Source organism: Novosphingobium sp. SL115 (genome assembly GCF_026672515.1).
Taxonomy (GTDB): Bacteria; Pseudomonadota; Alphaproteobacteria; order Sphingomonadales; family Sphingomonadaceae; genus Novosphingobium.
In genome coordinates this window covers 923,705-949,992 of the sequence record NZ_JAPPRG010000002.1, presented here as the reverse complement: position 1 = coordinate 949,992, position 26,288 = coordinate 923,705, and the positions used below count along the sequence as shown (strand labels likewise).

The window sequence follows — 26,288 nt, the reverse complement described above, 5'->3', positions numbered from 1 at the left end:
AGCTGGTGACTAGTCTGCCAGATCGGGCTGCGGGTTGGGGTTCACGCTGGGAGCCATGCCCAGCGCGGCGGCGACACCTGCACCATAAGCCGGATCGCAGCGGGTGCAGTTGTCGATATGGCGACGCTTAATGAAGTCTGGCGCGTCGCCCATGGCTGCTGCCGTGTTGCTGAACAAAGCCTGCTGCTGGGCCGGGTTCATCAACTGGAACAGCGCGCGCGGCTGGGTATAATAATCGTCGTCATCTTCGCGGAAATCCCAGAAATCGGCATCGCCACGAATCTTGAGCGGCGGCTCACGGTATTCGGATTGTGCGTCCCATGTGTCGAACGAGTTCGGCGCATAGTGAAGTGTCGAGCCATAGTTGCCGTCCACGCGCATCGTGCCATCACGATGGTTGGAGTGCACCGGGCAACGGGCCGCGTTGACCGGGATCTGGTGATGGTTGACGCCCAGACGATAGCGCTGCGCATCGGCATAGGAGAACAGGCGCGCCTGCAACATCTTGTCGGGCGAAAAGCCGATGCCCGGCACCACGTTGGACGGCGAGAACGCGCTCTGTTCCACATCGGCAAAGAAGTTGGCCGAATTGCGGTTCAGTTCAAATTCGCCCACCTCGATCAGCGGATAGTCGGCCTTGTACCACACCTTAGTCAGGTCGAACGGGTGGAACCGGTATGTCTCGGCCTCGGCCTCTGGCATGATCTGGACGCACATCTTCCATTTGGGGAAGTCACCGCGTTCGATCGCGTCATAAAGATCGCGCTGGTGGCTTTCGCGATCCTGCCCAATCAGTGTGGCGCTTTCGTCGTCAGTCAGGTTCTCGATGCCCTGCTGGCTGATGAAGTGAAACTTCACCCAGAAGCGTTCATTTTCGGCATTGATGAAGCTGTAGGTGTGGCTGCCAAAGCCGTGCATGTGGCGGTAGGTCTTGGGGATGCCGCGTTCGCTCATCACGATCGTAACCTGATGCAGCGCTTCGGGCAGCAGGGTCCAGAAATCCCAGTTATAGGTGGGCGACCGCAGGTTGGTGCGCGGGTCGCGCTTTACCGCCTTGTTCAGATCGGGGAACTTGCGCGGATCGCGCACGAAGAACACGGGGGTATTGTTGCCCACCATGTCCCAGTTGCCCTGTTCGGTGTAGAATTTGAGCGCGAAACCGCGAATGTCGCGTTCAGCATCGGCAGCACCGCGTTCACCCGCAACGGTGGTGAACCGGGCGAACATTTCGGTCTGCTTGCCCACTTCGCTGAAAATGGCGGCACGGGTATAGCGGGTGATGTCATTGGTAACGGTGAAAGTGCCGAAAGCGCCCGACCCTTTGGCATGCATGCGCCGTTCGGGGATGACTTCGCGGTTGAGGTTGGCCAGCTTTTCCAGCAGCCACACGTCCTGCATCAGCAGCGGGCCGCGCGGACCGGCGGTCATCGAATTGGCATTATCCACCACAGGCGCACCAAACGCGGTGGTTAGGCGGGTTCCGGCCCCGGTTACCGGACACACACCGGCTGGCCCATTTGCTGGCTTGTCTGACTGTTCCATTTCATCCGCCTCGCTTCATTTCATTGATGAAACCGATCTAACCCGCCATCATTGATCGGCTAAACAAGTTAAATTGCCCATAGATATCGCATTGAACGATCAAAGTGCCGTTTGGTGCCTTGTTGTGGACACGAAGCCGCCCTAAAGCCCGCGGCAGTTTATCGGACGGGATCTCACTTTCATGACTGCCAGCCCCAAGACCACAGCACTGATGCGCCGTGGCGCCGAGTTTCTTGGCACCGAACACGCCATCCTGTGCGGGGCGATGAGCTGGGTTTCGGAGCGTAATCTGGTATCCGCCATCAGCAACGCGGGCGGGTTTGGTGTGATTGCCTGTGGGGCGATGACGCCCGAACTGCTGGATGCCGAAATCACCGCGACCAAGGCACTGACCGCCAAGCCGTTTGGCGTGAACCTGATTACCATGCACCCCGCGCTCTTCGATCTGATCGCAGTCTGCGCCCGTCACAAGGTGGGCCATGTCGTGCTGGCAGGCGGCATTCCGCCCAAGGGCAGTGTCGAGGCGATCAAGGAATTTGGCGGCAAGGTGCTGGTGTTCGCCCCTACACTGGCGCTGGCCAAAAAGCTGCTGCGTTCCGGCGCGGATGCGCTGGTGATCGAAGGGTCGGAAGCGGGCGGGCACATCGGGCCGGTGTCGACTTCGGTTCTGGCGCAGGAATTCCTGCCGGCCCTTGCCGAAGATCATGTGGTGTTCGTGGCGGGCGGCATTGGCCGGGGCGAAATGATCGCCAGCTATCTGGAAATGGGCGCATCAGGCGTGCAGCTTGGCACACGGTTTGCCTGCGCGACAGAATCCATTGCCCACCCCGCATTCAAGAAAGCGTTCTTCCGGGGCAATGCGCGTGATGCCGTGGCCAGCGTGCAGGTGGACCCGCGCCTGCCGGTAATTCCGGTGCGCGCATTGAAGAACAAGGGCACCGAAGAATTCACCACCAAGCAGGTGGAAGTGGCCAAGTTGCTGGATGAAGGCACGCTGGACATGGCCGCCGCACAGCTTGAAATCGAACATTTCTGGGCAGGCGCCCTGCGCCGTGCGGTAATTGACGGCGATGTGGAACGCGGATCGGTGATGGCCGGACAATCGGTGGGCATGGTCAATGAGGAAGAGCCGGTGGCACAGATCATCGCACAACTGATCGCGGAAAGCGAAATCGCGCTGAACCGGCGCTGATCCCCACCATGCAGCACCGCGCCTCTTTCGGTATCGTCTTTGCCATCGTGCTGATCGACATGCTGGGTTTTGGCATTGTCGCGCCGGTGCTGCCGGGGCTGATTATCGAACTGACCCATGTGGATATCGGCACGGCGGCGGAATATGCCGGGTGGCTGGGCGCGGGTTATGCCGCGATGCAGTTCCTGTTCGCACCCGTGCTGGGCAATCTTTCCGACCGCTTTGGCCGACGCCCGGTTCTGCTGGCTGCCGTACTGATGCTGGGGCTGGACTACCTGCTGCAAGCCATAGCCCCGCATTTCGGCTGGCTGATTATCGGGCGCCTGCTTGCAGGGGTTACCGGGGCGAGCTTCTCTGCCGCCTATGCCTATATCGCCGATGTGACCCCGCCCGAAAAGCGCGCGGCCAGCTTTGGCATGATGGGGCTGGCGTTCGGCTTTGGTTTTGTGGTTGGCCCGGCGATGGGCGGACTGCTGGGCGCGGTCGATCCGCGTCTGCCGTTCTATGCCGCAGCGGCGCTGGCGCTGACCAACTTTGCCTTCGGGCTGGTGTTCCTGAAGGAATCGCTCAGCCCGGAAAACCGCCGTCCGTTCGACTGGCGGCAGGCCAATGCGCTGTCATCATTGAAGGCGCTGCGCGGGCAAAGCCCGACAGTGCTGTGGTTTGTGGCGGCGCTGAGCATGTGGCAACTGGCGCATGTCGTCTATCCGGCGGTGTGGCCCTATTTCGCGATTGCCGCCTATGGCTTTTCCACCGCTGACGTCGGGCTGGCACTGGCCATGGTCGGCTTTTCCAGCGCGCTGGTGCAAGGCCTTGGCCTGCGCTGGGCCTTGCCCAAGCTGGGCGAACGGCGCGCGGTAATGCTGGGCGTGGGCGGGTTGTGCGCTTCGGCAGTGCTCTATGCCGTGGCGCGCGAACACTGGCAGGTTTACGTGGCGATTGCGGTGGGGGCGTTGCAGGGCTTCGTGCAGCCGCCGATTGCCGCATTCAACAGCCGCGCGGTGGACGCGCGCAGCCAGGGCGAATTGCAAGGCGCGGTGCAATCCATCGGGTCGATCGCGGCGATCATTGGCCCGCCGGTCTATACGCAGGCACTGGCGCGGTTCAGCGGGCCGCATGCGATCATCAACCTGCCCGCCATGCCGATGCTGCTGTCGGCGGGGATTTCGCTGATTACGCTGGCGTTGTTCTGGAAGGGCGCCTCGCTGCTGCGGGACAAGGATTAACTTTCCAGTTCGACGTCCCAGTAAAGCCAGTCACGCCAGGTTTCGTGGAGGTAATTGGGCGGAAAGGCGCGTCCACGGTCCTGCAATTGCCAGGTGGTGGGGCGAATCGCACGACTCATCAGCCGCATGTGGGCCTGTTCGGGCGTGCGGCCCCCTTTGCGCAAGTTGCAGGGCGCGCAGGCCGCCGCGACGTTTTCCCATGATGTGCGCCCGCCAAGACGGCGCGGCACGATATGATCGAAGGTCAGGTTTTCGGGTGTGCCGCAATACTGGCACTGGAAACTATCGCGCAGGAACAGATTGAAGCGGGTGAAGGCGGGATATTCGCTGGGCCGCACATACTGGCGCAGCGCGATGACCGACGGCAAGCGCATCCCTCGACCGGGGCTGTGAACCTCGCGGTCATACGTGTCGATGATGTCCACCCGTTCAAGGAACACCGCCTTGATCGCGGTCTGCCACGGCCACAGGCTTAGCGGATAGTAGCTGAGCGGGGTGTAATCGGCATTGAGGACCAGCGCGGGGCAGTTGGACAGGTGCCGGTCGTTGCGCAAAATATCGAGATTTGCGGCGCTATCGCCGCTGTGGGGCCTGGCCGCAGCCGCCCGTTCTATCAGCGCCTTGTGGAGCATGTCCCGGCACAGTCCCTGTGGACGGGGGCGGTAGTGCCTCCGCTGGGACCGTAATGGCTGAGCCGCGTGACTGCTGTGTTACGCATGCCTGCAAGGAACACCCCTGCGAGTCCCGCGTCAAGAGGGAAGCGCAAGGGGTATCCACAACCTAGTCAATCAGAACGCATAGGCGCGGACCAGTTCTTCCAGAAGGTCACGCCCGGTATAGACCGATTTCATCGCCACCCGTTCGTTCAGCCCGTGGACGCCGTTACCATCTGGGTTGCCGAACAGGCCCGGCGGGCCATACGACGGGATGCCCACGGCGGACAGGAACACGCCATCGGTGGCGCCGGTGGACATGACCGGAACCATCGGCACGCCGGGATAATACTTGGCCACCAGCTTTTCGGCTGGTCCCATGATCTTGGGGTCAAGCGGCGGAGCCTTGGCTTCCGGCCCGCGCTTGTCGGTGCGGACCACGGTCATGCGCGGATCGGCAATCACGCTTTCCAGCGTCTTGCGCACCTCTTCGCCCGAAACGCCGGGGAAGATGCGGCAGTTGATGTTGGCCCCGGCGCGCTGGGGAAGCGCATTGTTGGCATGGCCACCATCCAGCAGCGTGGCAACGCAGGTTGTGCGCAGCATCGAATGGAACGAGCGGTCAGTATCGAGCAGGGCCAGCGCCTGCTTGTCGTCGGGGGTCTTGACGATCTGGACCATAGCCTTGCCCATGGCGTCGCTGCGCGCGGCCCCTGCCCGGCTGAAATAGGCCCGCGTGGTATCGTTCAGCATCAGCGGAAATTCGAAATCGCGGATGCGGGCAATGGCATCCGACAATTCATAGATCGCGTTGTCCTTGACTGGCATCGAACTGTGGCCGCCGGGATTGGTCGCCTCGATGCGGTAGTTGACCGGCGTCTTTTCGCCCACATGCATGGTCTGGACCACCACTTTGCCGCCCTGTTCCAGCGGCTTGTCTGTGCGCCCGCTACCCCCTTCGTTCAGGGCAAAGGCCGCGTCGATCAGCTCGCGACGGTTTTCCGACAGCCACTGCGCGCCGTTGAACGCGGTGCTAGTTTCCTCGCCACAGGTCAGCGCCAGCTTGATCGTGCGTTTGGGCTTTTCACCGCCCTTGCGCATGCGCATCAGCATGTCGATCCAGATCGCATCCATCGCCTTCATATCGGCCACGCCGCGACCGTAATAATACCCGCCTTCCTCGATGAATTTGTACGGATCGCGGGTCCAGTCTTCCCGCTTGGCCACCACCACATCCAGATGGCCCAGCAGCAGGATCGGCTTTTCCTTTTTGGATGTGCCGGGAAGAATGGCAACAATGCCGCCCTCCTTGGGAAATTCGGGCACGGCGAAACGGTGGATCTCAGCGTCGGTAAAGCCTGCCTTGCGCAAGTGCCCTTCAACCTTGTCCGCCAGAGCCGTGCAACTGCCGGTGGTGATCGAGGTGTCGGTTTCGACCATCTCTTTCAGCAGTTCGCGATAGGCGGTCTGATCGGGCCGTAGCGGCGTTTCTGCAGCAAGAGCCGAACCGGACAGCAGAACACAGGAAAGCGTGGCAAAAAGCATCGAGCGCATGGGACTTTCCCCCGAAAGACCGGCCATCAAGCGGACCGCAAGGCCGCATTTCAGCAAGTTTGGGCAGGCTTGCAAAGCGCCTTGTCGCGATCTGGCGGCATCCATCGCACGATGCGCGGAAATGGCGGCTTTCCCTTGTGCAAAACAAGCCGGATTCGCTTGGGTTTTTGCAACCGAATGCCTATGTGCAAAGGATGTCCAGCACGAATGAAAACATTCCCAACGCCAACACTTATGGCGCCGATTCGATCAAGGTTCTGAAAGGTCTTGATGCGGTCCGCAAACGCCCCGGCATGTACATTGGCGATACCGACGATGGTTCGGGCCTGCACCACATGGTGTTCGAAGTTTCGGACAATGCGATTGACGAAGCGCTGGCCGGGCATTGCGACCTTGTGCTGATCGAACTGAACGCCGACGGTTCGGTGTCGGTCGAAGACAACGGCCGTGGCATTCCCACCGGCATCCACGCCGAAGAAGGCGTTTCTGCCGCCGAAGTCATCATGACGCAGCTTCACGCCGGGGGTAAGTTCGAGAACACGTCGGACGACAACGCCTATAAGGTTTCGGGCGGTCTGCACGGCGTGGGCGTTTCGGTGGTGAATGCGCTGTCTGAATGGCTGGAACTGACCATCTGGCGCGATGGGCAGGAACACTGGATGAAGTTTGCTCATGGCGATGCGGTAAGCCCGCTGGAAGTGCGCGGTCCCGCGCCTGAAGGCAAAAAGGGCACCCGCGTCACTTTCCTGGCGTCGACCGACACGTTCAAGAACGTGACCGAGTTCGATTTCGACAAGCTGGAACACCGCTACCGCGAACTGGCCTTCCTGAATTCGGGCGTGCGCATTCTGCTGCGCGACCGTCGGCATGAAGAAATCAAAGAACACGATCTTTATTACGAAGGCGGCATCGGCGCGTTCGTGAAATATCTGGACCGCAACAAGCAGCCGCTGATGCCAGAACCCATCACGATCAGCGCAGATCGTGACGGCATCGGCATCGACGTGGCGCTGCAGTGGAACGACAGCTACTACGAAAACGTCCTGACCTTTACCAACAACATCCCGCAGCGCGACGGTGGCACGCACCTTGCCGCATTCCGCGCCGCGTTGACCCGCACGTTGAACGGTTACGCCGAACGGTCGGGCATGTTGAAGAAGGAAAAGGTCACGCTGTCGGGCGATGACATGCGCGAAGGCCTGACCGCGATCGTTTCGGTCAAGCTGCCCGACCCCAAGTTTTCATCTCAGACGAAGGACAAGCTGGTGTCCTCCGAAGTGCGTCAGCCGCTGGAAAGCCTGATGGCCGACAAGATGAGCGAATGGCTGGAGGAAAACCCCGGCCACGCCAAGGCGGTGATCCACAAGGTGATCGATGCTGCCGCCGCGCGCGAAGCAGCTCGCCGCGCGCGCGAACTGACCCGCCGCAAGGGCGCGATGGACATTGCATCGCTGCCCGGCAAACTGGCCGATTGTCAGGAACGCGATCCTTCAAAGTGCGAACTGTTCCTCGTCGAAGGGGACTCCGCAGGCGGATCGGCCAAGCAGGGCCGTGATCGCAAGATTCAGGCGATCCTGCCGCTGAAGGGCAAGATCCTGAACGTCGAACGCGCCCGGTTTGACCGGATCATCGGATCGAAGGAAGTGGGCACGCTGATTCAGGCGATGGGCACCGGCCTGCGCGATGAATTCAACTTGGCCAAGCTGCGCTACCACAAGATCGTCATCATGACCGACGCCGACGTTGACGGCGCGCATATCCGCACCCTGTTGCTGACGTTCTTCCACCGCCAGATGCCCGAAATCATCAAGGCGGGGCACCTGTTCATCGCCCAGCCGCCGCTTTACAAAGTGGCCAAGGGCCGCAGCGAAGTTTACCTGAAAGACAACGCCGCGCTGGACCGTTATCTGGTGGAAGCGGGCCTTTCAGGCCGCGTGCTGGAAACCGTCGGTGGCGCGCGTAGCGGGCCTGATCTTGAAAATCTGGTCGAACACGCACTGCGCATGCGCAACCTGATGGCCTTCGTGCCGCGCCGCTACAACCCGGCCATCATCGAAGCGCTGGCCCTGGCAGGTGCGCTGGAACCCGATATGGCCGCCGATGCCCGCGACGCAGCCCTTGCCCGCGCCGCACTTTGGCTGGACCGGGGAGATGGCGAAGCGCGCTGGAGCGTCAACCTTGGCGAAGAAGGGGGCTATCACGTTCAGCGTTTCTGGCGCGGTGTGACCGACCATCACATGATCGAAGCGGGTTTTCTGGTCAGTGCAGAAGCGCGCAAGCTGGCCCGGCTTTCGGCTGAAAACGCCGATGTTTATGCTGGCATCGCCCGGCTGGTGCGCGCCAGCGCGGCCGAAGCTGAACCGGTTGTTGCTGTGGCTGCCGAAGACGATGCAGATGCTCCCACCGCCGCCCCTGCGACCAAGCCCAAGGACGGCATTACCCGACCGTCCGAACTGCTGGATGCGGTGTTTGCCGGTGGCCGCAAGGGCATTGCCATCCAGCGCTACAAGGGTCTTGGCGAGATGAACGCCGAACAGCTGTGGGAAACCACGCTGGACCCGGACAACCGTTCGCTGCTGCAGGTGAAGGTCGAAGATGCCGACGTGACCGACGAAATCTTCACCCGCCTGATGGGCGATGTGGTCGAACCGCGCCGCGACTTCATTCAGGAAAACGCGCTGAACGTGGCCAATCTGGACGTTTGACGATGGCTTTCACTGACGACATCCCGTGGGATCAGCCCGCGACCATGATCGATCTTGAAGGCCGCGCGCCGATCATCGGCACGATCCGCGATTGCGCGCTGCATTACGGCCTGTACAAACCTCACGCGCGCGACAATGCGCGGGTGCTGCTGACCAAGCCGATCCACCGCGAAGGGCGCGCCACGCGCACTTGGTTGCTGGACCCGTCGGAAATTGCCGAACTGACAGACCGGCTGGCGCGAGAAACGAATTGAGCGTTGTGTGTTGCGCCTGCGTGCTTCGACAGGCTCAGCACTAACGGTCAGCTTAGATATTTTCTTTCCAGCCGTTCGTGTGAAACGGTGGTGTTTTAACTGGCTCAATCCGCGCGCATGGCCGCAGCGGCCAGCGTTTCGGCTTCCAACAGCAGTTCGTCATCCGCCGCCCCTGCGGGCAGGGTTTCGCGGCCAATCATCACCAGCACCGGCACGGCCAGCGGTGACACGCGATCAAGTGTCACATGCACAAGCTGGCCCTGCGCCCGGTCCAGCAGATCGCCCAGACGACCCACATCGGTCATCCGTGCCCGCGCATCGGCCCATGCAGCTTCGATCAGCAGATGGTCGGGTTCGTATTTGCGCAGCACATCATAGATCAGGTCGGTGGAGAAGGTGACCTGTTTGCCGGTCTTGCGTTTGCCCGGATGCTGGCGCTCCACCAGCCCGGAAATGACCGCGACTTCGCGGAAGGCGCGGCGCAAAAGGTGCGATTCCTGCACCCATTCGACAAATTCGTGGGCGAGAATATCGGGCGAAAGCAGCGATGCCGGATCGGCCACAGGCCGCGCGCCCCACACCGCCAGCGAATAATCATTGGCGACAAAGCCCAGCGGCATCAGCCCCTGTTCGTTCATCCGGCGGGTAATCAGCATGCCCAGCGACTGGTTCGCATTCCAGCCTTCGAAGGTGTAATAGACAGTGTAATGCTTGTCGCGGTGCGGAAAGCTTTCGGCCAGCAACATGCCGGGGCCGGGTAGCCTGCTGCGCCAGTCCTGCATTTCCAGCCATTCACGCACGTCATCGGGAAAGCGCGACCAGCCCGCGCGGTCCACCATCAACCCGCGCACCCGTTCCGACAGATGCGTGGTCAGCGGCAGGCGTGCGCCCATATAGCTGGGAATCTGGCCCGGCTTCTTGGCCGCGCGCACGATCAGCTCCAGATCGCGGACGCCTTCGACTTCAAGGTCCATCCCGGCAAAGCGGATCGTGTCACCGGGAGACAAGGTCGCGCCAAAGCTCTCTTCCACTTTGCCCAGCGTGCGCCCGTTTTTGAAGCGCACCTCCAGCATTTCGGAATCGACGATGATGCCTGCGTTCAGCCGGTGCCGCGCGGCATGTTCAGGGTGGGTCAGCCGCCATGTGCCATTGCGATCACGCACGATGCGCTTGAACCGGTCATAGGCGCGCAGAGCATAACCGCCGGTGGCAACGAATTCGAGCACGCGCTGCCAATGTGCATCTGTTACCCAGCGGTAGGGATGGGCAGAGCGCACCTCGGCCAGCAGCGCGGCTTCATCGAACGGCCCGGCGCAGGCGCAGGCCATGACGTGTTGCGCCAGAACGTCCAGGCCGCCTGCACGGAAATCCTCGCCATCGCGGCGGCCCTGATCCACCGCCTCCTGCGCGGCGAAAGCTTCAAGGAATTCAAAGCGGTTGCCCGGCACCAACAGGGCACGGCTGGGACAATCGAGCCGGTGATTGGCGCGGCCGATGCGCTGTAACAGACGCGATGATCCCTTGGGCGCGCCCATCTGCACCACCAGATCGACATCGCCCCAGTCCACCCCCAGATCGAGGCTGGCGGTGCAAACCAGCGCGCGCAGTTCGCCCCGCGCCATCGCCCCTTCCACCTTGCGCCGCGCCTCTTTGGACAGCGAACCGTGGTGGATGCCGATGGGCAGCTTGTCGTCGTTCACATCCCACAGAAGCTGGAAGATGTACTCGGCAAGGAAGCGCGTGTTGGTGAAAACCAGTGTCGTCTTGTTGCGGCGGATCTCGTCATAAAGCTGGGGCACGGCCCATGCGGCGGCGTGTCCGCCCCACGGCACGCGCTGGTCTTGCGGGTGCAGGATGGCAAGTTCCGGCGGCGCGCCCGCTTCGCCTTCGACCAGACGCACGGCCCCTGCATCACCATCTGGCGCCAGCCATGCGCAGAAATCTTCAGGGTCAGCCACCGTGGCCGACAGCGCGGCACGCCGCATATCGGGCGCAATCGCCTGCAAGCGGGCCAGCGACAGTGCCAGCAGATCACCGCGCTTGCCGGTGGCAAAGGCATGCACCTCGTCCACGATTACCCGTTTCAACCCTGAAAACATCGTTGCCGCTTCGGGATAGCTGAGCAGCAACGACAGCGACTCAGGCGTAGTCAACAGCACATGCGGCGGCCGCGCGCGCTGGCGGGCCTTGCGGTCGGACGGGGTATCGCCGCTGCGGGTTTCAACGCGGATCGGCAGGCCGATTTCGTCAATCGGGGCCAGCAGATTGCGCTGCACATCATGGGCCAGCGCCTTCAATGGCGAGATATAGAGGGTGTGCAGGCCATCGCCGGGTAGATCGTCCCCGGAAAAATCCGCCAGCGTTGGCAGGAACCCAGCCAGCGTCTTGCCAGCACCAGTATCGGCCACCAGCAGCGCGTGGTCGCCGGTGCGCGCGGCCAGCAGCATGTCGGTCTGATGGCTGCGCACCCGCCAGCCGCGCGCAGCAAACCAGTCGGTTATGGCAGAAGGAAGCGTCATTCCGCCCAAGATAGGGCGCAGGTCACAGGACGGAAAGGATCGCTGCCTTTTCCGCACCCTTCCATCCCAGCGCGGCGTCGATCAGCGCAATGGTAACGGAGCACTGGTCGGCGTCCGATCCCTTGCCGCCCATCGCCTGCCGCACGCGCGCTTCGGGAATGGCGGTTGCGTCGATGACTTTGCTGACGAGTTCACCCGGCACGCTGGCCTTGCCGTTCGCAATGCGTTGCGGCGGCCCCAATTGCTGCGCGTCGAGCATCCGCAACGCAAGCTTCCGCTCTGCCTCCAGCACGGTGTCGGGCACGGTCACCTCTGTCGCCATACGGTGCGTGCGGACATAGGCCATGCACTGCGCCGCGCCCATCTTGCGTGCGGCCCGCAGCATATCCGCGCGCACGCGCTGAACATCGGTCAGCAAAGAGCCCTTCTGCACCAGCGCGGTCATATACATCCGTTCGCGCACCAGATCGCGCACTTTGCCGATATAGGCATCGTCGCCGCTGTTTTCCGACCGGGCAATGGTGCGGTTGGCGGAAAACAGCGCGGCAAGATCGGGCTGCTTCTCGCGCACCCGGTCCAGCGTGACGTTGGGGCCGAAGATGGTGGTAACGGCGCGGTCCAGCACCGCCTGTTCGCTGGCCGTGGCAACCGGCGGCAGAACAGTGGACGCGGCATCCTTGTCCCCCGATGGAATGGCAAAGCGCAGGATCTGCACCACAAAGATCAGGCCGAACAATGCCAGCCGCCAGCCGCTCAACCAGCCGTAGTTGTCGGCAGAACCGCCCTGCCGCTCCCAAAGCGATACGCGCCAGTGGTCGAAGTGGTGCTCCAGTTCGGGGAAGTTCTTGCGCACGCCTGCCAGAAGCTGTTCCACATCGGCGCGCTTGACGAACCAGCCCTTGCGGCTGCCCTGCTGCGCGGGCGTGGTCAGTTCCTTCCATGCCTTGTGCTGCGGATGGCCCGCTTCTTGCACTTTCTGGTAAAAGCGCAGGCCCCGCAGGCGCGCATTCAGGAAGGCCACGGCGGGCCGTTCCGTTACCTGCCCACGCTCCCCTTCCCAGCCGAACACCACCGCTGCCGGTTCCAGCAAGGGCGCAGACCGAGGCCAGGCATCAGCCAGCAGCCGCGCCAGCCAGTTGTCCACTTCGTCAAAGCCGGTCACGCTCAACGTCTCGGCCTGATGCAGCACGGCTTTCAGATGCCCCCGCGCCATCGCCTCTTCCCACCCTTCCAGCGGCGGCAGGTCATCATCTTCGACCGCAGGCAGAAGCAACCGGTGCAGCGCCTGTTCGTGCGCCCACGCGGGCATCACCGCATCGGCGGTGGGTTCCAGCCCCAGCAGGACGGGCCGGGCAAAAGGATCGCGGCTGACTTCGATGGCCTGCTGCGCGGGAGCCTGCGCCGGAGAAAATCCGCGCGTTACGTCAAGCCGGGGCGCGGTTTCAACCAGCCGTGTGGTCAGCGTCGGGTCCGCTTCACCCAGCACTTCGGGGGCGGAGTAAAGCCAACTTGAACTCTCCCGCGCTTCGGTCGGAGCGGCAGGTTCATCTTCCAGCGGCGTTACACCTGCGAAAGGATCGAATTCATCCTCAACCGCTGGGGCCGCCTGCATCCGCGCCCAGCGCAGCGCTGCATCGCGCGCATCGCGCAGCCGGGCATAGCCATCGACATCGCGGTCGATATCCATCGCCTTCAGCACATCGGCATAGGCGCGCCGAATGGCCGCCACATTGGCGGTCTTGGCAATGCCCAGCACTCGGAAGGCCTGTGTCGGGGTCACGATGGGTCCCTCACAGCGGCGGGTTGGCTTCCAGCATGTCGAGCAATTCGGTCAGGTCCGCGGCAGCATCGACGATGCGGCGCGGCTCCTGGCTGTCGAGCGCGGCGGCAAAGTGACCGATGCGGTCGCCCACAATCGCGCGCGCGTCGCCCAGAAACTCTTCATAGCACCGCTCTGCCCGCGCCAGCAGCGCCTGATTGGCCGCTTCTTCGCGCGGGTGATGCTTCAGCGCGGCCAGTGCCTTGCGCCGCGCCTCCAGATCGCTGGCGGCCTTGCGGTCTTCCTCGTCAATGATGACGAGGTTGTGCTGCGCCCCGGTCAGCGGCACTTCCACGTCCACTTCCAGCAGGCCGGAACTGTCATAGGAAAAACGCACCTCGATGCCCACTTCGCCCGCCGCTTTGGCGGGGACCGGGATTTTCAGCGTGCCCAACCGGACATTGCCCGAAACCTCACGCGCCTCACCCTGAAAGATATTGACCTCGATGTGCTTCTGGTTGTCGGCCATGGTGCTGTAAATGCCCATACGACTGACCGGCACTGGCGTATTGCGTTCGATGATCGGCGAAAACAGCCCGTCCTGAATCATCCCCCGTGCCGACCGTTCCGCCGTTTCGATGCCCAGCGTGAACGGGCAGACATCGGTGATGCGGATTTCGGAAAGGCCGCCATCGCGCGCAATCAGCCCGCCCTGAATCGCCGCGCCCAGCGCTACGGCATGGTCGGGATGGACGGCGGAACTGGGAAAACGCCCGAACAGCCGGGTTATCGCCTTGCGCACCACCGGCATGCGCGTGGCCCCGCCCACCAGCACCACTTCGCTCAGCGATGCAGCGTCGATCTGGCTATCGCGCAAAGCGCGCACCACCGGATCACGCAACCGGCGGATCAGCCCTTCGGCCTGCGCTTCGAATTCGCTGGCGGTAACCGTGGTGGCCAGCCGCACGCCATCGACCGTCATCGCAAATTCGGCATCCTGCGCATCGGTAAGTGCGCGCCGCGCCCGTTCGGCGGCCTGTTGCAGCAGGGCTTGCGCACGGCGTTCGTCGATCGCCGCCAGCCTGTTTTCAGGGTCGAGCCGCGCTTTGACGGCCCCTGCCAGCGCGGTGTTGAAATCATCCCCGCCCAGCCGATTATCTCCAGCAGACGCGCGCACTTCGACAATGCCTTCGAACATTTCGACAATCGAAACGTCAAATGTGCCACCGCCAAGATCGAACACCAGAAACGGCTCGCGCTCGGCCTTGTCCTGAAGCCCGAAGGCCAGCGCGGCGGCGGTGGGTTCGTTTATCAGGCGGCGCACGGCAAGTCCGGCCAGTTCGCCCGCGCGGCGTGTCGCCTTGCGCTGCCGGTCGTTGAAATAGGCGGGCACCGTAATCACCGCTTCGGTCGGGACATCCCCTGTCAGTGCGGCAACATCATCGCGCAGCGCCATCAGCACCAGCGCCGAAAGTTCTTCGGCCGAAAATTCCTTACGGCCCAGCTTTACCTTGCGATCAGTGCCCATGAACCGTTTGAAGCTGGTAGCGCTGGCCCCGTCCTTTGCGCCTGCGCGTTCCAGCGCAGCAGCACCGACCAGCGTGGTACCATCGGGCAGGATCGCCACGGCTGATGGGGTCAGCATCGCGCCCAGCGCATTGGGCACCAGCCGCGCTTGCCCATCCTGCCACAGGGCCACCGCGCTGTTGGTGGTCCCCAAGTCGATCCCGATCAGCATTCGCCTCCCCGCCTTCATCCGCCTGATGCGTCAGCGCCTGCGCATTTGGCAAGCGCAAAGCACTGACTTTCCATGCGCTCTAGCTGCCTTTTGTCCTGACTATGCCCGATGCGCCAAGCTGCGCATCCACTGCGGCAAGCAGCCGCGCAAGGCCTGCCTCGCTGCTGCTGCTTTCCGCCCGTGCCACCAGCGCATCCTGCGTGTTCGATGCGCGCAGCAGCCACCAGCCATCAGCCGTATCCACCCGCACGCCGTCCACATCGTTCACTTGCGCGCCCATCGCCATCAGCCGTTCGCGCACTTCATCCACCACGGCAAATTTGCGCGCGTCATCCACCTGAAAGCGCAATTCGGGAGTGTTCACCATTTCGGGCATGACATCGCGCATCTGCGTCACGCTTTGGCCGAGCCGGACCGACGCCCCGATCAGGCGCACAGCGGCATAAAGCGCATCGTCAAAACCATAGTACCGGTCGGCAAAGCAGACATGGCCGGTCATCTCGCCTGCCAGCGGGGCACCAGTCTCCTTCATTTTGGACTTTATCGGAGAGTGTCCGGTTTTCCACATCAGCGGCTTGCCGCCCAGTTCGGCAATCCGGGCAAACAGCGCCGAACTGGCCTTTACATCGGCGATCACGGTGGATTCCGGCAGCGTTTGCAGCACGTCCTGCGCAAAGATCGCCAGCAGTTGATCGCCCCAGATCACCCGGCCTCTGCCGTCGATCACGCCGATCCGGTCCCCGTCACCGTCAAATGCCAGTCCGAAATCGAGCCTTCGCAGCACGACAGCCTCCCGCAGATCAGCAAGGTTCGCCTCGACAGTCGGATCAGGATGATGGTTGGGAAAATGGCCGTCCACGGTGGTAAACAACAGCACATGTTGGCCGGGCAGGCGCGCGGTCAGGGCCTCGATCACGGGACCAGCAGCCCCGTTTCCAGCATCCCAGCCGATGCTGAGGCGACCGATCTCCTCGATGCCGCCAATCTTCTCGATCCCGGAAATCTCGTCCATCAGGCGGCTGACATAGGCGTCCATGATGTCGATGGTGGTGGTCTGTCCGTTACCGGAAATCCAAGCGCCTTCATCGGCGATGCGCCCCAGATCGACTATGTCGGCCCCGTAGAACGATCGCCCTTCAAGTACCATCTTGAAGCCGTTGTGATTGGCGGGATTGTGGCTGCCGGTTACCTGAATGCCGCCCTGCACCTCTGGCATTGACGCTTCGGCGTAATAGAGCATCGGCGTCGGCCCCATACCGATGCGTATCACATCGATCCCGCTGGCGTTCAGCCCCTCGACCAGTGCATGCTCCAGCAGGGGCGAACTGATCCGCCCGTCATAACCCACTGCAACACAGGTGCCGCCACGCTGCGCCACCACGCTGCCAAAGCTCCTACCAAGGGCGCGAGCATCGTTCGGTCCCAGTGTTTCGCCGAATACGCCGCGAATGTCGTATTCTCGCAGGATGCCGGGGTCGAAGGTATAGCGCATCGGTCACTCCTTCCGCACGGGCCTCCCGCAAACTGCGCTTCAGCCAGGACGACGATCCGACAGCCGGGCCAGCAGCAGGTCGCGCGCAGCATTGGCTTCGTGCACCGCTTCGGACGATCCGCCGCGATCAGGGTGAACCCGCGCGATCAACCGGCGGTGCGCTTCGATCACTTCATCATAGCCGGCAGTGCGCGAAATCCCCAGAAGAGCCCGGGCCTTTGCCTCATTTGCCGAACGCCCGTCTGCCTTTAACAGTTCCCATGGCCATTTGCCTGCCAGCAGTTTGCAGGCAAGGCTGGCAATGAGGATGAGCGTCAGCAGTTTGGCCATCAGGCGACGCTTTCCAGCGGTAGTTCGGCAGCAGGCTTGGCCGGAACCGGCAGGTTCAGGCCCGAAACCAGCGTGCGCAGTTCCTGCCGCGCGACCAGATGGCTGGTGCCCAGTTCGCCCAGATGGCCCTTGTCCAGCAGGGTCAGCCCGCTGGGGAACAGTTCGCGATAGATCACGCGTTCGGACAGGCCGCTGGCAATGCGGAAGCCCACACGCTTGGACAGTTCGGTCAGCGCCTGATCGATGCGACGCTGGTTGCGCGCTTCGGTGTAACCGGTGCGGTTGCGCACCACCACCCAGTCCATTTCACGGCGCGCCTCCTTGATCGTGGTCATCGCCCGCTTCTTGCGGGCTTCCCAGATCAGTTCGGCATAGAACGACAGGCGACGCACCTTGAAGGTTTCGGCATCGACCTGACCGATCAGGTCGAAGTCGACGAAGCTGTCGTTCAGCGGCGTCACCAGCGTATCGGCGCGCGTGGCGACATGGCGGGCCAGCGGATCATCACGGCCCGGCGTGTCGAAGACGATGAAATCATGGGATCCACTCAACCGTTCGGTCAGTGCGTCCAGTTCCTCGGCGCTTTCACCGCCGTAAACCTCGAACGTCGCGGTGGGCAGCGCAATCTGGCGGCGCTTCATGGTTTCGGCGCGGTTTTCGAAATAGCGGTGCATGGTACGCTGGCGGGAATCAAGGTCGATCGCGGCAACCCGCGCGCCCTGATAGGCCAGCGCCACGGCGACATGGACAGCCGTCGTGGATTTGCCCGTGCCACCTTTTTCGTTGGCGAAGACGATGCGATGCGGGCCGTTCGACAAGGGCTGTTCTCTCTACTGTCTAGACGTTTGCCGGGCTTGCCGGAGGCCTTGCGCCCCCCTACTGCCCACACCACACGGACTTAGTGGAGAGGCCGCGAACGTGCAAACCATCAATCGGCTGGAAGACCTGCGCAAGGCAGTCGACGCGCTTAAAATCGGGGGAAAAACCGTGGCTTTCGTGCCCACAATGGGCGCGTTGCACGAAGGGCACCTGACGCTGGTGCGGCAGGCGCGCGCACGCGCCGATCACGTCATCTCGTCAATCTTCGTCAATCCGCGCCAGTTCGGGCCGAACGAGGATCTGGACGCCTATCCCCGTCGCCTTGCCGCCGATGCCGCCCTGCTGGAAGCAGAAGGCGTGGCGGTGCTGTGGGCACCCACGGTCGATCAGATGTATCCGCAAGGCTATGCCACCAACATTTCGGTTTCGGGGGTCAGCGAAGTGGCCTGCGGCGCGGCGCGGCCCGGTCATTTCGATGGTGTGGCAACGGTGGTGTGCAAGCTGTTCAATCAGGTGCGTCCCGATTTCGCCCTGTTTGGCGAGAAAGACTGGCAGCAACTGGCCGTGATCCGCCGCATGGCTCGTGATCTTGACCTGACCCAGCCCCATGTCGACGCGATCATCGGCGTGCCCACCGTGCGCGAGCCATCGGGCCTCGCCCTGAGCAGCCGCAACCAGTACCTGAACGACTCCGAACGCGCGCAGGCGGCAGGCCTGTCGGTTGCCATGCGCCGCGCCATTGCTGCCATCGAAAGCGGCGCAGACGTGGGTGCCGCGCTGGCTGCCCTGAATGCCGAAGTGCTGGCCGGCGGATTCAGTTCCATCGACTATGCCGACCTGCGTGACGCTGCCACGCTGGAAGACATCACCACTTTCACCGGCCAAAGCGCCCGCCTGCTGGTCGCCGCGCGGATCGGTGCCACCCGGCTGATCGACAACATGAGTGTGGGCAGTTGAAGTCAGTGAACCGGCGGGTCCACTGCCGGCACCGCCCCGACCGGGGCTACCGGTTCACCCTCTGCACGTGGCGGTAGGGCATTTTCAGGGACGTCTTCGATCAGCATGTCGCGGGTGGGGACGTGTTCCAGATTGCGCACGCGCACCTTGATATCGCCGTCGGCCAGCGTCAGTTCGTTGAAACTGGGCGGGGTTGAGCGGACGCGCTGTGACACGGTGCCCGCGCCGATCATCCGCACCGGGCCGTTGGGCGTGGGGTGGATCAGGTCGAACGGATCGTGGACGTGGCCCGATATCACCGCCAGCACGTTGCGCCGCGCCAGTTCGGCAAGGGCGTTACTGCCGCCACGGGTCAGCGCCTTGCCGCGCGTTCCGGCTTCGACCAGCGGGTGATGGCAGGCAACGATGGCCCGGCAACCGGCCGGAAGGGCGTCGATGGCCGCCAGCGTTTGCGTCAGCGCGGCCTTGCCGACCGTGCCCTTTGACCAGTTCAACCGCATCTGCGCGCGCGCCGTGGTCTTCAGCGGGACGAGAGCGGCACCGGGCAGATCGATCTCGCGTTCCACCAGTTCCTCGATCGCGCGGAAGCGGCGATAGGGATCGACAAAGCGTTCGACCAGGTTGAAATAGGGCAGATCATGGTTGCCGACCTCGACCGTGACCGGGGCGCCCAGAGCGCTGATCCATTCGCAGGCAGCGGCAAATTCACGGTGGCGCGCGCGCATCGTCAGGTCGCCAGTGATCGCCACGGCATCAGGCTTTTCCCGCGCGATGCACTGCGCCACCCAATCGAGCGCGCGACGATCTTCAAGGCCGAAATGGATATCGCTGATATGAAATATGCGGGTCATCTGGCACGGCGTGATCGACGCTGAGGCGGCGTCGGTCAATCCCCGGCTGATCGTGTCGCAAGAAAGTCGAGATCGAACTCCTCGCAAACGAAGTGTTCCTCGGTGCCACCCTGCCGCCGTTCACCGTCGATCATCAGCGCGATCGGGCTGTCGCTACGACACGTCACGCAGTCAAAATGGCCAAGGTCATCGTGCGGTCCCTGACGGAAATCGCGTTTGACCAGCATGGCAAAGCCTTGCGCGGCGAACTGGCCGAAGTCTTCGAAATCGTAGCCTTCAATCAGAACCTGTGTGTTTTGGGGGGCAATGCGTACCGCACGGTAGCCTTCTGCCCTGCCCACTGCCGGATTGGCAAGCCGCACGCCTGGGCCTTCGGTCGTTTCGCGCCACGCGGCAGAAAAGCTTTCGGCAATCGTGCCAAAGTCCAGATCGCGCACGCCTTCGCGGACATCGGCCCACATCGCGCCCGGCCCGGCCAGCACTTCGACCAGCGAGGTTCCCTGCGACGTGCGGACGACGCGCAGGCGCTTTGTCCCGCCATCATGGACAGCGGCGCGGACGACATCGGACGCAGGCACATCGCCATGCAGCGATTTGGACAGCAGGTTCTGTGTGCCACCGGGCAGAACCAACACGCGGCCAGACCAGCCTTCGATCCGGGTGGTGGTGGTGTTGATGGTGCCATCACCCGTAAAGATTGCCAGCGTTGCCACGCCTTCGCGTTCCAGCAGATCGCGCGTGGGCAGATCTTCATCAGAGAAGCGGACCGTGCGCGCAGGCGCGCAGCCTGCATGAGCCAAGGCAACCGTCACGTCATGAACAGCCGCATCGCTGTTGCTGCCGCTTGCCGCATTCACGACAAGCCAAAGGGGGGTGATGTCCATCAGCACGCAAACCCTGCAAAGGCGCAGGAGTTCCTCAAACCCGGTCTGTCAGGATCAGCCACGATGAAAAGCTGTTGAGCACCGAATAGACCACATAGGCAATCGGTCCGCCAACATTGCCTTCTGACGCAAAAGTCAGCGCGGCAACCAGCAACAGAAATTCGAGAATCAACGTGAAGCGCCCACCCAGCGCATGGAAAAACTCCGGCATCCGCCCCAGCAGCGGATGGCCTGAATCCGCGACAGCGCGGTGAAGCGCAAAATTGCCGACGCCCAGCAGAAACGTAATCAGAATCGCCATGCCTCAGTGCTTAGGCAACGGACGCAAGATTGTCACACCTGCAGTTCGTGGACCTGCAATTGTCGTTCGTCGGTGCGCCCTGCAACTTGTCGGTTGTTGCCGAAGCCTGGTCGACTGCCGCGCGCTTTAACCCTCTGACCCGCGTAGAGAAAATGCATGCGGTGCAGTTACCGCAAAGTCTTCTTCCCAGCCGGTCCCCGTCCGGCACCGATCCAAGGATGTCGCCATGTTCAAGAAGCCCCTGCTTGCCGCTGGCCTCATTGGCCTTGCTCTTTCCGCCGCGCAGCCCGCTTTTGCCGGAACTCGTTCGGTCGTCTATTCCGACCTCGATCTTTCGACCCCCACCGGCCACGCCAAACTGAACGCCCGCCTGAGGGACGCCGCCAAGGATGTTTGCGGGTTGAAGCGCAAGGACATCACCGCTGCACAGCATGAAGCCGGACGCCAGTGCTTTGCCAAGTCCTATGCCGATGCGCGCCGCGCCAAAACGGACATCCGCCCCACCGCGCTGGCGGCGAAGTAAGCAAGTTTCCCAGCCCGGCGGAACTACCAGTCCCCCGTCCGGGCCAAACTCAAGGGGTCGCCGGGAAACCGGTGGCCCCTTTCTTGTCAGATCGCTTTGGAAAAGGCCCGCACCGTATCCTCGGCATCAAGTTCGCCACGGTCGCGCCACATCAGATCTGCCGGGGCCAGCACACGGCCATCATGTGCCTGAATGCCAATGGGCAGGATCGGCTGTCCATCGCGTGCATCACACAGCACCGGGTTGGCAATGCAGTTCAATTGCCACTTTTCGCCCCACTGGCGCAGCGCCAGCATCGCAGGCAACAGGTCCAGTCCCTTGGGCGTCAGGCGATATTCGATGCGGCGGCGGTCATCAGCGCAATGCTCGCGCTTCAAAATGCCCGCTTCCACCAACCTTGACAGGCGATTGGAAAGGATGTTCCGGGCAATGCCCAGCGCTTCAAGGAAATCCTCGAAATGGCGCACGCCGTTGAAGGCGGCACGCAGGATCATGAACGACCAGCGTTCTCCCATCGCCTCAAGCGCGAGGGGCAGGCCGCATTGGGCGATTTCACCAAGAGGTTCGCGAAGCTTTTCCATATCGTCGGTGTCATAGCCCATCGCGCTCGCCTATTTAAGTTTCTAGTTGCAACTTACAACCTAGTGCATTAGGTAGCGATTCGCAACGGAAATAGCATCCTCTCCAACTTGCGCAGTTTCCGTGGCCCAACAATGAAGTTCAGGGGAACCACGATGTTGATTGCCAATCATAACGGCGCCCTGCGCCAGCTTGCACCCGCCATTCTGGCACTGGTCGGAACCGTCACCAGCTTTGCAATGACAGCCGCTCCGGCGCGCGCCGCTGCCAATGGTGCGTTCTATTCCGCCACTCTGACCCGTCCGATGGATGGCGCGCAGAAAGTGATCCAGAAGGGCGTGCTGTGGAAATGCGAAGGGACGGAATGCAGCGCCCCGCGCGACACGTCACGCCCGGCCATCGTCTGTGCCCGGTTGACGCAAAAGCTGGGTCCGGTGACCCGCTTTGCCACGCCGCAGGGTGACCTTTCGAGCGAAGACCTGGCCCGCTGCAACGAAGCGGCAGCCGGCTGAACCCAATCTCCAGCGCGCGCCCAACCTTGTTACCCTGCCGGGCGCGCCATCCTTCCGGGGCCGCGAACACAATGCTGTTCGCGGCCCTTTTTTGCCTCTAGCAACAGGCCTTATGCGTTTTATTTCTGCCATAACCGCCCTTGCGCTTGTCGCATCCGCCCCCTCGCAGGCCGCTGCTCCTGCCGTTGCGCCCCAGATCACCCTGGATCACCGCGCTGCGCTGCGCTGTTCTGCCGCATTTGCCGTCGTCGCATTGCAGCAGGCCGATGGCGATGCACCGCAAGGTTGGCCACCGCTGGCGCTGCGCGGCAAGACGTTCTTTGCCAATACCGGGCAGCAGGTGGTGGCTGAAACGGGTTTGCCGCGCGAGGCCGTGCGCGATCTGATCGCAGGCGAAGTGCGCACATTGCAAAGCGCAAAAGATCCCGATGCCGCGCTGGCAGCGCTGGCGCAACCATGTGTGGCGATGCTCGATGCCTCAGTCGCGCCGCTGATCGTGCCCGATCTGAAGCAGTGCGCGGCGATCCTGGGCCTTGCCTATGATGAAGTGCATGGGCGCGAAGGCTTAAGCCCCGCAGCGCAGGATCTGCGCACGCTGGTATCGGTGCTGTCCGCGCGCGAACGCGAAGCGATGATGGCCAACGGACGCAGCGGGGACGAGGCCGACCGCGCACTGGCGCAGGCGCGCGAAGCCATGACCGCAGAGGCCAAAGCAACGCAAGGGGGAGTCGACCGATATGACATCGCCCATTGCTATGACCTCGCCAAACCGGACGAGAAAACGCACTATTGAGGCGGTGCGGGGCAATGCCCATATGGGCACCATCAAGGAGATCCCCCGCATGTCCGACAAGCTCAACCTGACCGATGCCCAATGGCGTGAAAAGCTTTCGCCCGAACAGTATCATGTCCTGCGTGAAGGCGGGACAGAGCGGGCCTTCACCGGCGCTTATGAAAAGAACAAGGCCGATGGCGAATATCACTGCGCCGGATGTGGCGCGCCATTGTTCACGTCGGGCACCAAATATGACAGTGGATCGGGCTGGCCCAGCTTTTATGCGCCGATCGATGAAAGCGCGGTGGACGAACACCGCGATGTGTCGCACGGCATGGTCCGCGTCGAAGTGCGCTGCGCCCGCTGCGATGGGCATCTGGGCCATGTCTTCCCCGATGGACCGAACCCTACCGGCCTGCGGTATTGCATGAACAGCGCATCGCTGGATTTCACGCCGGACGAGTGAGTTGGGCGGTTCAGCGATTAGCGGTTAACCCTGCGTTACGAATGCCCTATGCAAAGGGCCGTGAACGTGCGCCTTGCGCGGCAACCGCAATGAAAGAAGCGACAGACTACTAATGGCCAGACGGGACATTCCCCGCCGACCCGATGGCGGGCGGTCCGATCCGACAGACCCCAAAGCAAGTCGTCAACCTTCGGCGTTTCGCCGGTGGATGGGCCGCCTGTTCATGTGGGGGCTGGGCTTTGCCGTGCTGGGCGTGGTGTCGCTGGCAGTGGCGGTGGCAGTCACGACCCAGTCGCTGCCAGGCTATCAGGGGCTGAAATCCAGCCAGACAGGGCAGATGATCGTTGTGCGCGCGGCGGACGGGTCGGAAATCGTCACGCTTGGTCCCAGCTATGGCAAATGGATTCCCTACGAACGCATCCCCCAGCCGATGAAGGATGCGATGATATCGGTGGAAGACCGCCGATACCGCAGCCACTGGGGCGTTGACCCCATCGGCATCGTGCGTTCGGTGATGGTGCGCGTGGAAAAAGGGGCGTGGCGGCAGGGTGGATCGACCATCACCCAGCAATTGGCGCGCAACATCTTCCTAAACAACAATAAGACCTTTGGCCGCAAGGCGCGCGAATGGGTGCTGGCGCTGGCGCTGGAACAGAAGTTTTCCAAGGACCAGATCCTCGAACTCTATCTGAACAAGGTCTATTTCGGCGGCGGCGCCTATGGCATCGATTCTGCTGCACGCAAGTTCTTCGGCCATGCGGGCGAAGACATCACCCTACCCGAAGCCGCGATCATCGCAGGTCTGGTGAAAGCGCCGTCGCGCTATTCCCCCACCGCCGATGCCGATGCCGCCGTGGGCCGCGCGGGCGTGGTGCTGAAGACCATGCAGGACAACGGCGTGCTGACCGCGCAGGAAGCCGCTGCGGTGGACTTCAAGAAAGTGAAGATGGTCAGCGACACCGAAGGGCAGAACTCGGCGCGCTATTTCACCGACTGGGCGCTGCCCCAGCTTGATATCCTGCTGCCCGAAAACGATCAGCCCATCGAAGTGTGGACCACGCTGAACCCGATCATGCAGCGCGCGGCCACCAATGCCATTGCCGGGTTTGCCCCCAAGGGTACGCAAGGCGCGCTGGTATCGGTGGACCGCGACGGGGCCGTGTTGGCGATGGTCGGCGGCACCGATTACGTAACCTCGAATTACAACCGCGCCACCAACGCGGTGCGCCAGCCGGGGTCTTCGTGGAAACTGTTCGTCTATCTGTCCGCACTGGAAGCGGGCTATACACCCGATGACCGGGTGGTCGACGAACCGGTGACCATTGATGGCTGGACGCCGCGCAACGACGGTGGGCGTTACGCGGGCGAAATCGACCTGCGCACCGCGTTCGCCTATTCCAAGAACACCGTGGCCGCGCAGCTTGGCAACGAGGTAAGCTTTGGTCAGGTCGCCAACATGGCGCGCCGATTTGGCATCACCACGCCGATCAACACACTGCCGTCGATGGTGCTGGGATCGTCCGAAGTGCGCGTGATCGACATGGTCCGCGCCTTTGCCTCGGTACAGGCCAAGGGCATGTCGGTAACCCCTTATGGCATCCGCAAGGTGACGACCACCGATGGCGAAGTGCTGTATCAGCATCGCCCGGAAAGCCAGCAGCAGCTTGTCCCGCCCTATGTCGCGGCGGGCATGACCGACCTGATGCAGACGGCGGTGAACATTGGCACCGGTCGCGCCGCGCAGATCGGACGGCCTGTGGCAGGCAAGACTGGCACCACATCATCCAACAAGGATGGCTGGTTCCTGGGCTTTTCCAGCGGCATCACCACCGGCGTATGGATGGGCCGAGATGATGCCAAGGCAGTGGCAGGCCTTCAGGGCGGCGCCGCACCCGCACGCGCTTTTGCCGCCTATATGAAAGTCGCCACGGCCAAGCGTCCGGTCGAAAAGTTCGATACCGAACTGAAGCTGCCGCAATGGCAGCTCGAACCTGACGATGAAGCGATGCAGGGCAGTCCGGACGACTATTTCTATGTCGACGAACAGGGCAATCTGGTCGACCCGGCACGCCGCCAGAATGATCGTGATACCGACACTTTCAATCCCGACGCCTATCCTGCCGATCAGCAGGACGAAGCTCCAGCGGCTGCCAATGACGATTTCCTGAATCGCGCCACCGGGCGACAGGGAGAACGACAGACAGACCCCCCCATCGGGTCGCGGGCACGGCCGATCCCGGTTAACTGACTGAACCCTAAAGAGCCGCAGTCCAAGAACCTTTTGCGCGATTGATCGTTGGCTGTTCGATGGAAGGCATAGGCCTTCAACCGAGAGGAGACGATCAATGAGCCTGCTGCAATGGGCCGCCATGGGCGCGGCCGGATATGTGATCTATCGCGCGGTCCAGAAACGCGAAGCCGAACATGCGCCTGCCGCCTTTGCCGATGGTGAGGAAACCGGCGGAAACTTCGCCAATATCCGCTCTGCCGGCACTGAAGGGATGCGATCCAACCCCAAGCACTGGGACAAGGTGGACCAAGCCGCCGACGAAAGCTTCCCCGCCAGCGATCCGCCATCGACTTATTGATCGCTGGATAGACCACAAAGCAAAAGGGCCGCCCCGGCAAGGGCGGCCCTTTCTGTTTGCCGTCTTTGC

At 62.6% G+C, this 26,288-nt stretch carries 24 protein-coding genes; 11 read left to right on the top strand and 13 right to left on the bottom strand.

Features of this window, described 5'->3' with window-relative positions; all coding sequences use genetic code 11:
* Window positions 1–9 precede the first annotated feature (9 nt).
* Window positions 10–1,542 carry a catalase gene (locus OVA07_RS06090; RefSeq protein ID WP_268170577.1) on the bottom strand — a complete coding sequence of 511 codons (1,533 nt, stop codon included), beginning with the start codon at window positions 1,540–1,542 and terminating at the stop codon, window positions 10–12.
* Between the two features lie 181 nt (window positions 1,543–1,723).
* Between OVA07_RS06090 and OVA07_RS06085 the strand changes: the two genes are divergently transcribed.
* Window positions 1,724–2,734: an NAD(P)H-dependent flavin oxidoreductase gene (locus OVA07_RS06085; protein WP_268170576.1), complete on the top strand. Its 1,011-nt coding sequence runs from the start codon at window positions 1,724–1,726 to the stop codon at window positions 2,732–2,734.
* Window positions 2,735–2,742: 8 nt separating this feature from the next.
* On the top strand, window positions 2,743–3,960 hold the full coding sequence (locus tag OVA07_RS06080) for a TCR/Tet family MFS transporter (RefSeq protein ID WP_268170575.1): 1,218 nt from the start codon (window positions 2,743–2,745) through the stop codon (window positions 3,958–3,960).
* On the opposite strand, the gene OVA07_RS06075 is transcribed toward OVA07_RS06080, so the two are convergent.
* A complete protein-coding gene (locus OVA07_RS06075; protein ID WP_268170574.1) occupies window positions 3,957–4,592 on the bottom strand; it encodes an HNH endonuclease in 636 nt (211 codons plus the stop codon). The two genes, OVA07_RS06080 and OVA07_RS06075, sit on opposite strands and share 4 nt — an antisense overlap.
* Window positions 4,593–4,748: 156 nt before the next feature.
* Window positions 4,749–6,167, bottom strand: coding sequence for a M20/M25/M40 family metallo-hydrolase (locus OVA07_RS06070; protein WP_268170573.1), 1,419 nt, complete (start codon window positions 6,165–6,167; stop codon window positions 4,749–4,751).
* A gap of 194 nt (window positions 6,168–6,361) precedes the next feature.
* Here OVA07_RS06070 and gyrB point away from each other — a divergent pair, with 194 nt between their 5' ends.
* Window positions 6,362–8,872 carry a DNA topoisomerase (ATP-hydrolyzing) subunit B gene (gyrB, locus tag OVA07_RS06065; protein WP_268170572.1) on the top strand — a complete coding sequence of 837 codons (2,511 nt, stop codon included), beginning with the start codon at window positions 6,362–6,364 and terminating at the stop codon, window positions 8,870–8,872.
* A gap of 2 nt (window positions 8,873–8,874) precedes the next feature.
* Window positions 8,875–9,126 carry a hypothetical protein gene (locus OVA07_RS06060; protein ID WP_268170571.1) on the top strand — a complete coding sequence of 84 codons (252 nt, stop codon included), beginning with the start codon at window positions 8,875–8,877 and terminating at the stop codon, window positions 9,124–9,126.
* 104 nt (window positions 9,127–9,230) lie between these two features.
* Here the strand turns inward: OVA07_RS06060 and OVA07_RS06055 are convergent, their stop codons facing one another.
* The 6 genes from OVA07_RS06055 to OVA07_RS06030 form a co-directional block, all read right to left on the bottom strand.
* Window positions 9,231–11,645 carry a ligase-associated DNA damage response DEXH box helicase gene (locus OVA07_RS06055; RefSeq protein WP_268170570.1) on the bottom strand — a complete coding sequence of 805 codons (2,415 nt, stop codon included), beginning with the start codon at window positions 11,643–11,645 and terminating at the stop codon, window positions 9,231–9,233.
* A gap of 22 nt (window positions 11,646–11,667) precedes the next feature.
* Window positions 11,668–13,425, bottom strand: a complete 1,758-nt coding sequence (locus OVA07_RS06050) for a hypothetical protein (RefSeq protein ID WP_268170569.1) — start codon at window positions 13,423–13,425, stop codon at window positions 11,668–11,670.
* Between the two features lie 10 nt (window positions 13,426–13,435).
* Window positions 13,436–15,142: an Hsp70 family protein gene (locus OVA07_RS06045; protein WP_268170568.1), complete on the bottom strand. Its 1,707-nt coding sequence runs from the start codon at window positions 15,140–15,142 to the stop codon at window positions 13,436–13,438.
* Between the two features lie 79 nt (window positions 15,143–15,221).
* Window positions 15,222–16,634, bottom strand: coding sequence for a phosphoglucomutase/phosphomannomutase PgmG (gene pgmG, locus OVA07_RS06040; RefSeq protein WP_268170567.1), 1,413 nt, complete (start codon window positions 16,632–16,634; stop codon window positions 15,222–15,224).
* 39 nt (window positions 16,635–16,673) lie between these two features.
* Window positions 16,674–16,964, bottom strand: coding sequence for a molecular chaperone DnaJ (locus OVA07_RS06035; protein WP_268170566.1), 291 nt, complete (start codon window positions 16,962–16,964; stop codon window positions 16,674–16,676).
* Complete coding sequence (locus OVA07_RS06030) at window positions 16,964–17,782, bottom strand: division plane positioning ATPase MipZ (protein WP_268170565.1); 819 nt, start codon at window positions 17,780–17,782, stop codon at window positions 16,964–16,966. The genes OVA07_RS06035 and OVA07_RS06030 overlap by 1 nt, the downstream gene beginning before the upstream one ends.
* A 100-nt stretch (window positions 17,783–17,882) precedes the next feature.
* On the opposite strand from OVA07_RS06030, the gene panC reads away from it, so the two are divergent.
* Window positions 17,883–18,740 carry a pantoate--beta-alanine ligase gene (gene panC / locus OVA07_RS06025; RefSeq protein WP_268170564.1) on the top strand — a complete coding sequence of 286 codons (858 nt, stop codon included), beginning with the start codon at window positions 17,883–17,885 and terminating at the stop codon, window positions 18,738–18,740.
* Between the two features lie 2 nt (window positions 18,741–18,742).
* Here the strand turns inward: panC and OVA07_RS06020 are convergent, their stop codons facing one another.
* Genes OVA07_RS06020 through OVA07_RS06010 form a run of 3 tightly spaced genes read right to left on the bottom strand, consistent with a single transcriptional unit; the run spans window position 18,743 to window position 20,776 of the window.
* Entirely contained in the window at window positions 18,743–19,591 is an 849-nt protein-coding gene (locus OVA07_RS06020) for a metallophosphoesterase family protein (RefSeq protein WP_268170563.1), read from the bottom strand.
* Between the two features lie 35 nt (window positions 19,592–19,626).
* Entirely contained in the window at window positions 19,627–20,475 is an 849-nt protein-coding gene (locus OVA07_RS06015; RefSeq protein WP_268170562.1) for a diacylglycerol kinase family protein, read from the bottom strand.
* Between the two features lie 34 nt (window positions 20,476–20,509).
* A complete protein-coding gene (locus OVA07_RS06010) occupies window positions 20,510–20,776 on the bottom strand; it encodes a hypothetical protein (RefSeq protein WP_268170561.1) in 267 nt (88 codons plus the stop codon).
* Between the two features lie 226 nt (window positions 20,777–21,002).
* On the opposite strand from OVA07_RS06010, the gene OVA07_RS06005 reads away from it, so the two are divergent.
* Window positions 21,003–21,299 (top strand): UrcA family protein, encoded by a 297-nt coding sequence (locus OVA07_RS06005; protein ID WP_268170559.1) that lies wholly within the window; start codon window positions 21,003–21,005, stop codon window positions 21,297–21,299.
* Between the two features lie 86 nt (window positions 21,300–21,385).
* Here OVA07_RS06005 and OVA07_RS06000 read toward each other — a convergent pair whose 3' ends face one another.
* Window positions 21,386–21,880, bottom strand: a complete 495-nt coding sequence (locus tag OVA07_RS06000) for a winged helix-turn-helix transcriptional regulator (protein ID WP_268172627.1) — start codon at window positions 21,878–21,880, stop codon at window positions 21,386–21,388.
* 153 nt (window positions 21,881–22,033) lie between these two features.
* Here OVA07_RS06000 and OVA07_RS05995 point away from each other — a divergent pair, with 153 nt between their 5' ends.
* The 5 genes from OVA07_RS05995 (at window position 22,034) to OVA07_RS05975 (ending at window position 26,219) form a co-directional block, all read left to right on the top strand.
* Window positions 22,034–22,390 carry a CC_3452 family protein gene (locus OVA07_RS05995; RefSeq protein WP_268170558.1) on the top strand — a complete coding sequence of 119 codons (357 nt, stop codon included), beginning with the start codon at window positions 22,034–22,036 and terminating at the stop codon, window positions 22,388–22,390.
* A gap of 112 nt (window positions 22,391–22,502) precedes the next feature.
* Entirely contained in the window at window positions 22,503–23,183 is a 681-nt protein-coding gene (locus OVA07_RS05990; RefSeq protein ID WP_268170557.1) for a hypothetical protein, read from the top strand.
* 49 nt (window positions 23,184–23,232) lie between these two features.
* Window positions 23,233–23,631 carry a peptide-methionine (R)-S-oxide reductase MsrB gene (gene msrB / locus OVA07_RS05985; protein ID WP_268170556.1) on the top strand — a complete coding sequence of 133 codons (399 nt, stop codon included), beginning with the start codon at window positions 23,233–23,235 and terminating at the stop codon, window positions 23,629–23,631.
* Between the two features lie 112 nt (window positions 23,632–23,743).
* Window positions 23,744–25,879 carry a PBP1A family penicillin-binding protein gene (locus tag OVA07_RS05980; protein ID WP_268170555.1) on the top strand — a complete coding sequence of 712 codons (2,136 nt, stop codon included), beginning with the start codon at window positions 23,744–23,746 and terminating at the stop codon, window positions 25,877–25,879.
* A 97-nt stretch (window positions 25,880–25,976) separates the two neighbouring features.
* Complete coding sequence (locus tag OVA07_RS05975; protein WP_268170554.1) at window positions 25,977–26,219, top strand: hypothetical protein; 243 nt, start codon at window positions 25,977–25,979, stop codon at window positions 26,217–26,219.
* The last annotated feature ends 69 nt before the right edge of the window (window positions 26,220–26,288 follow it).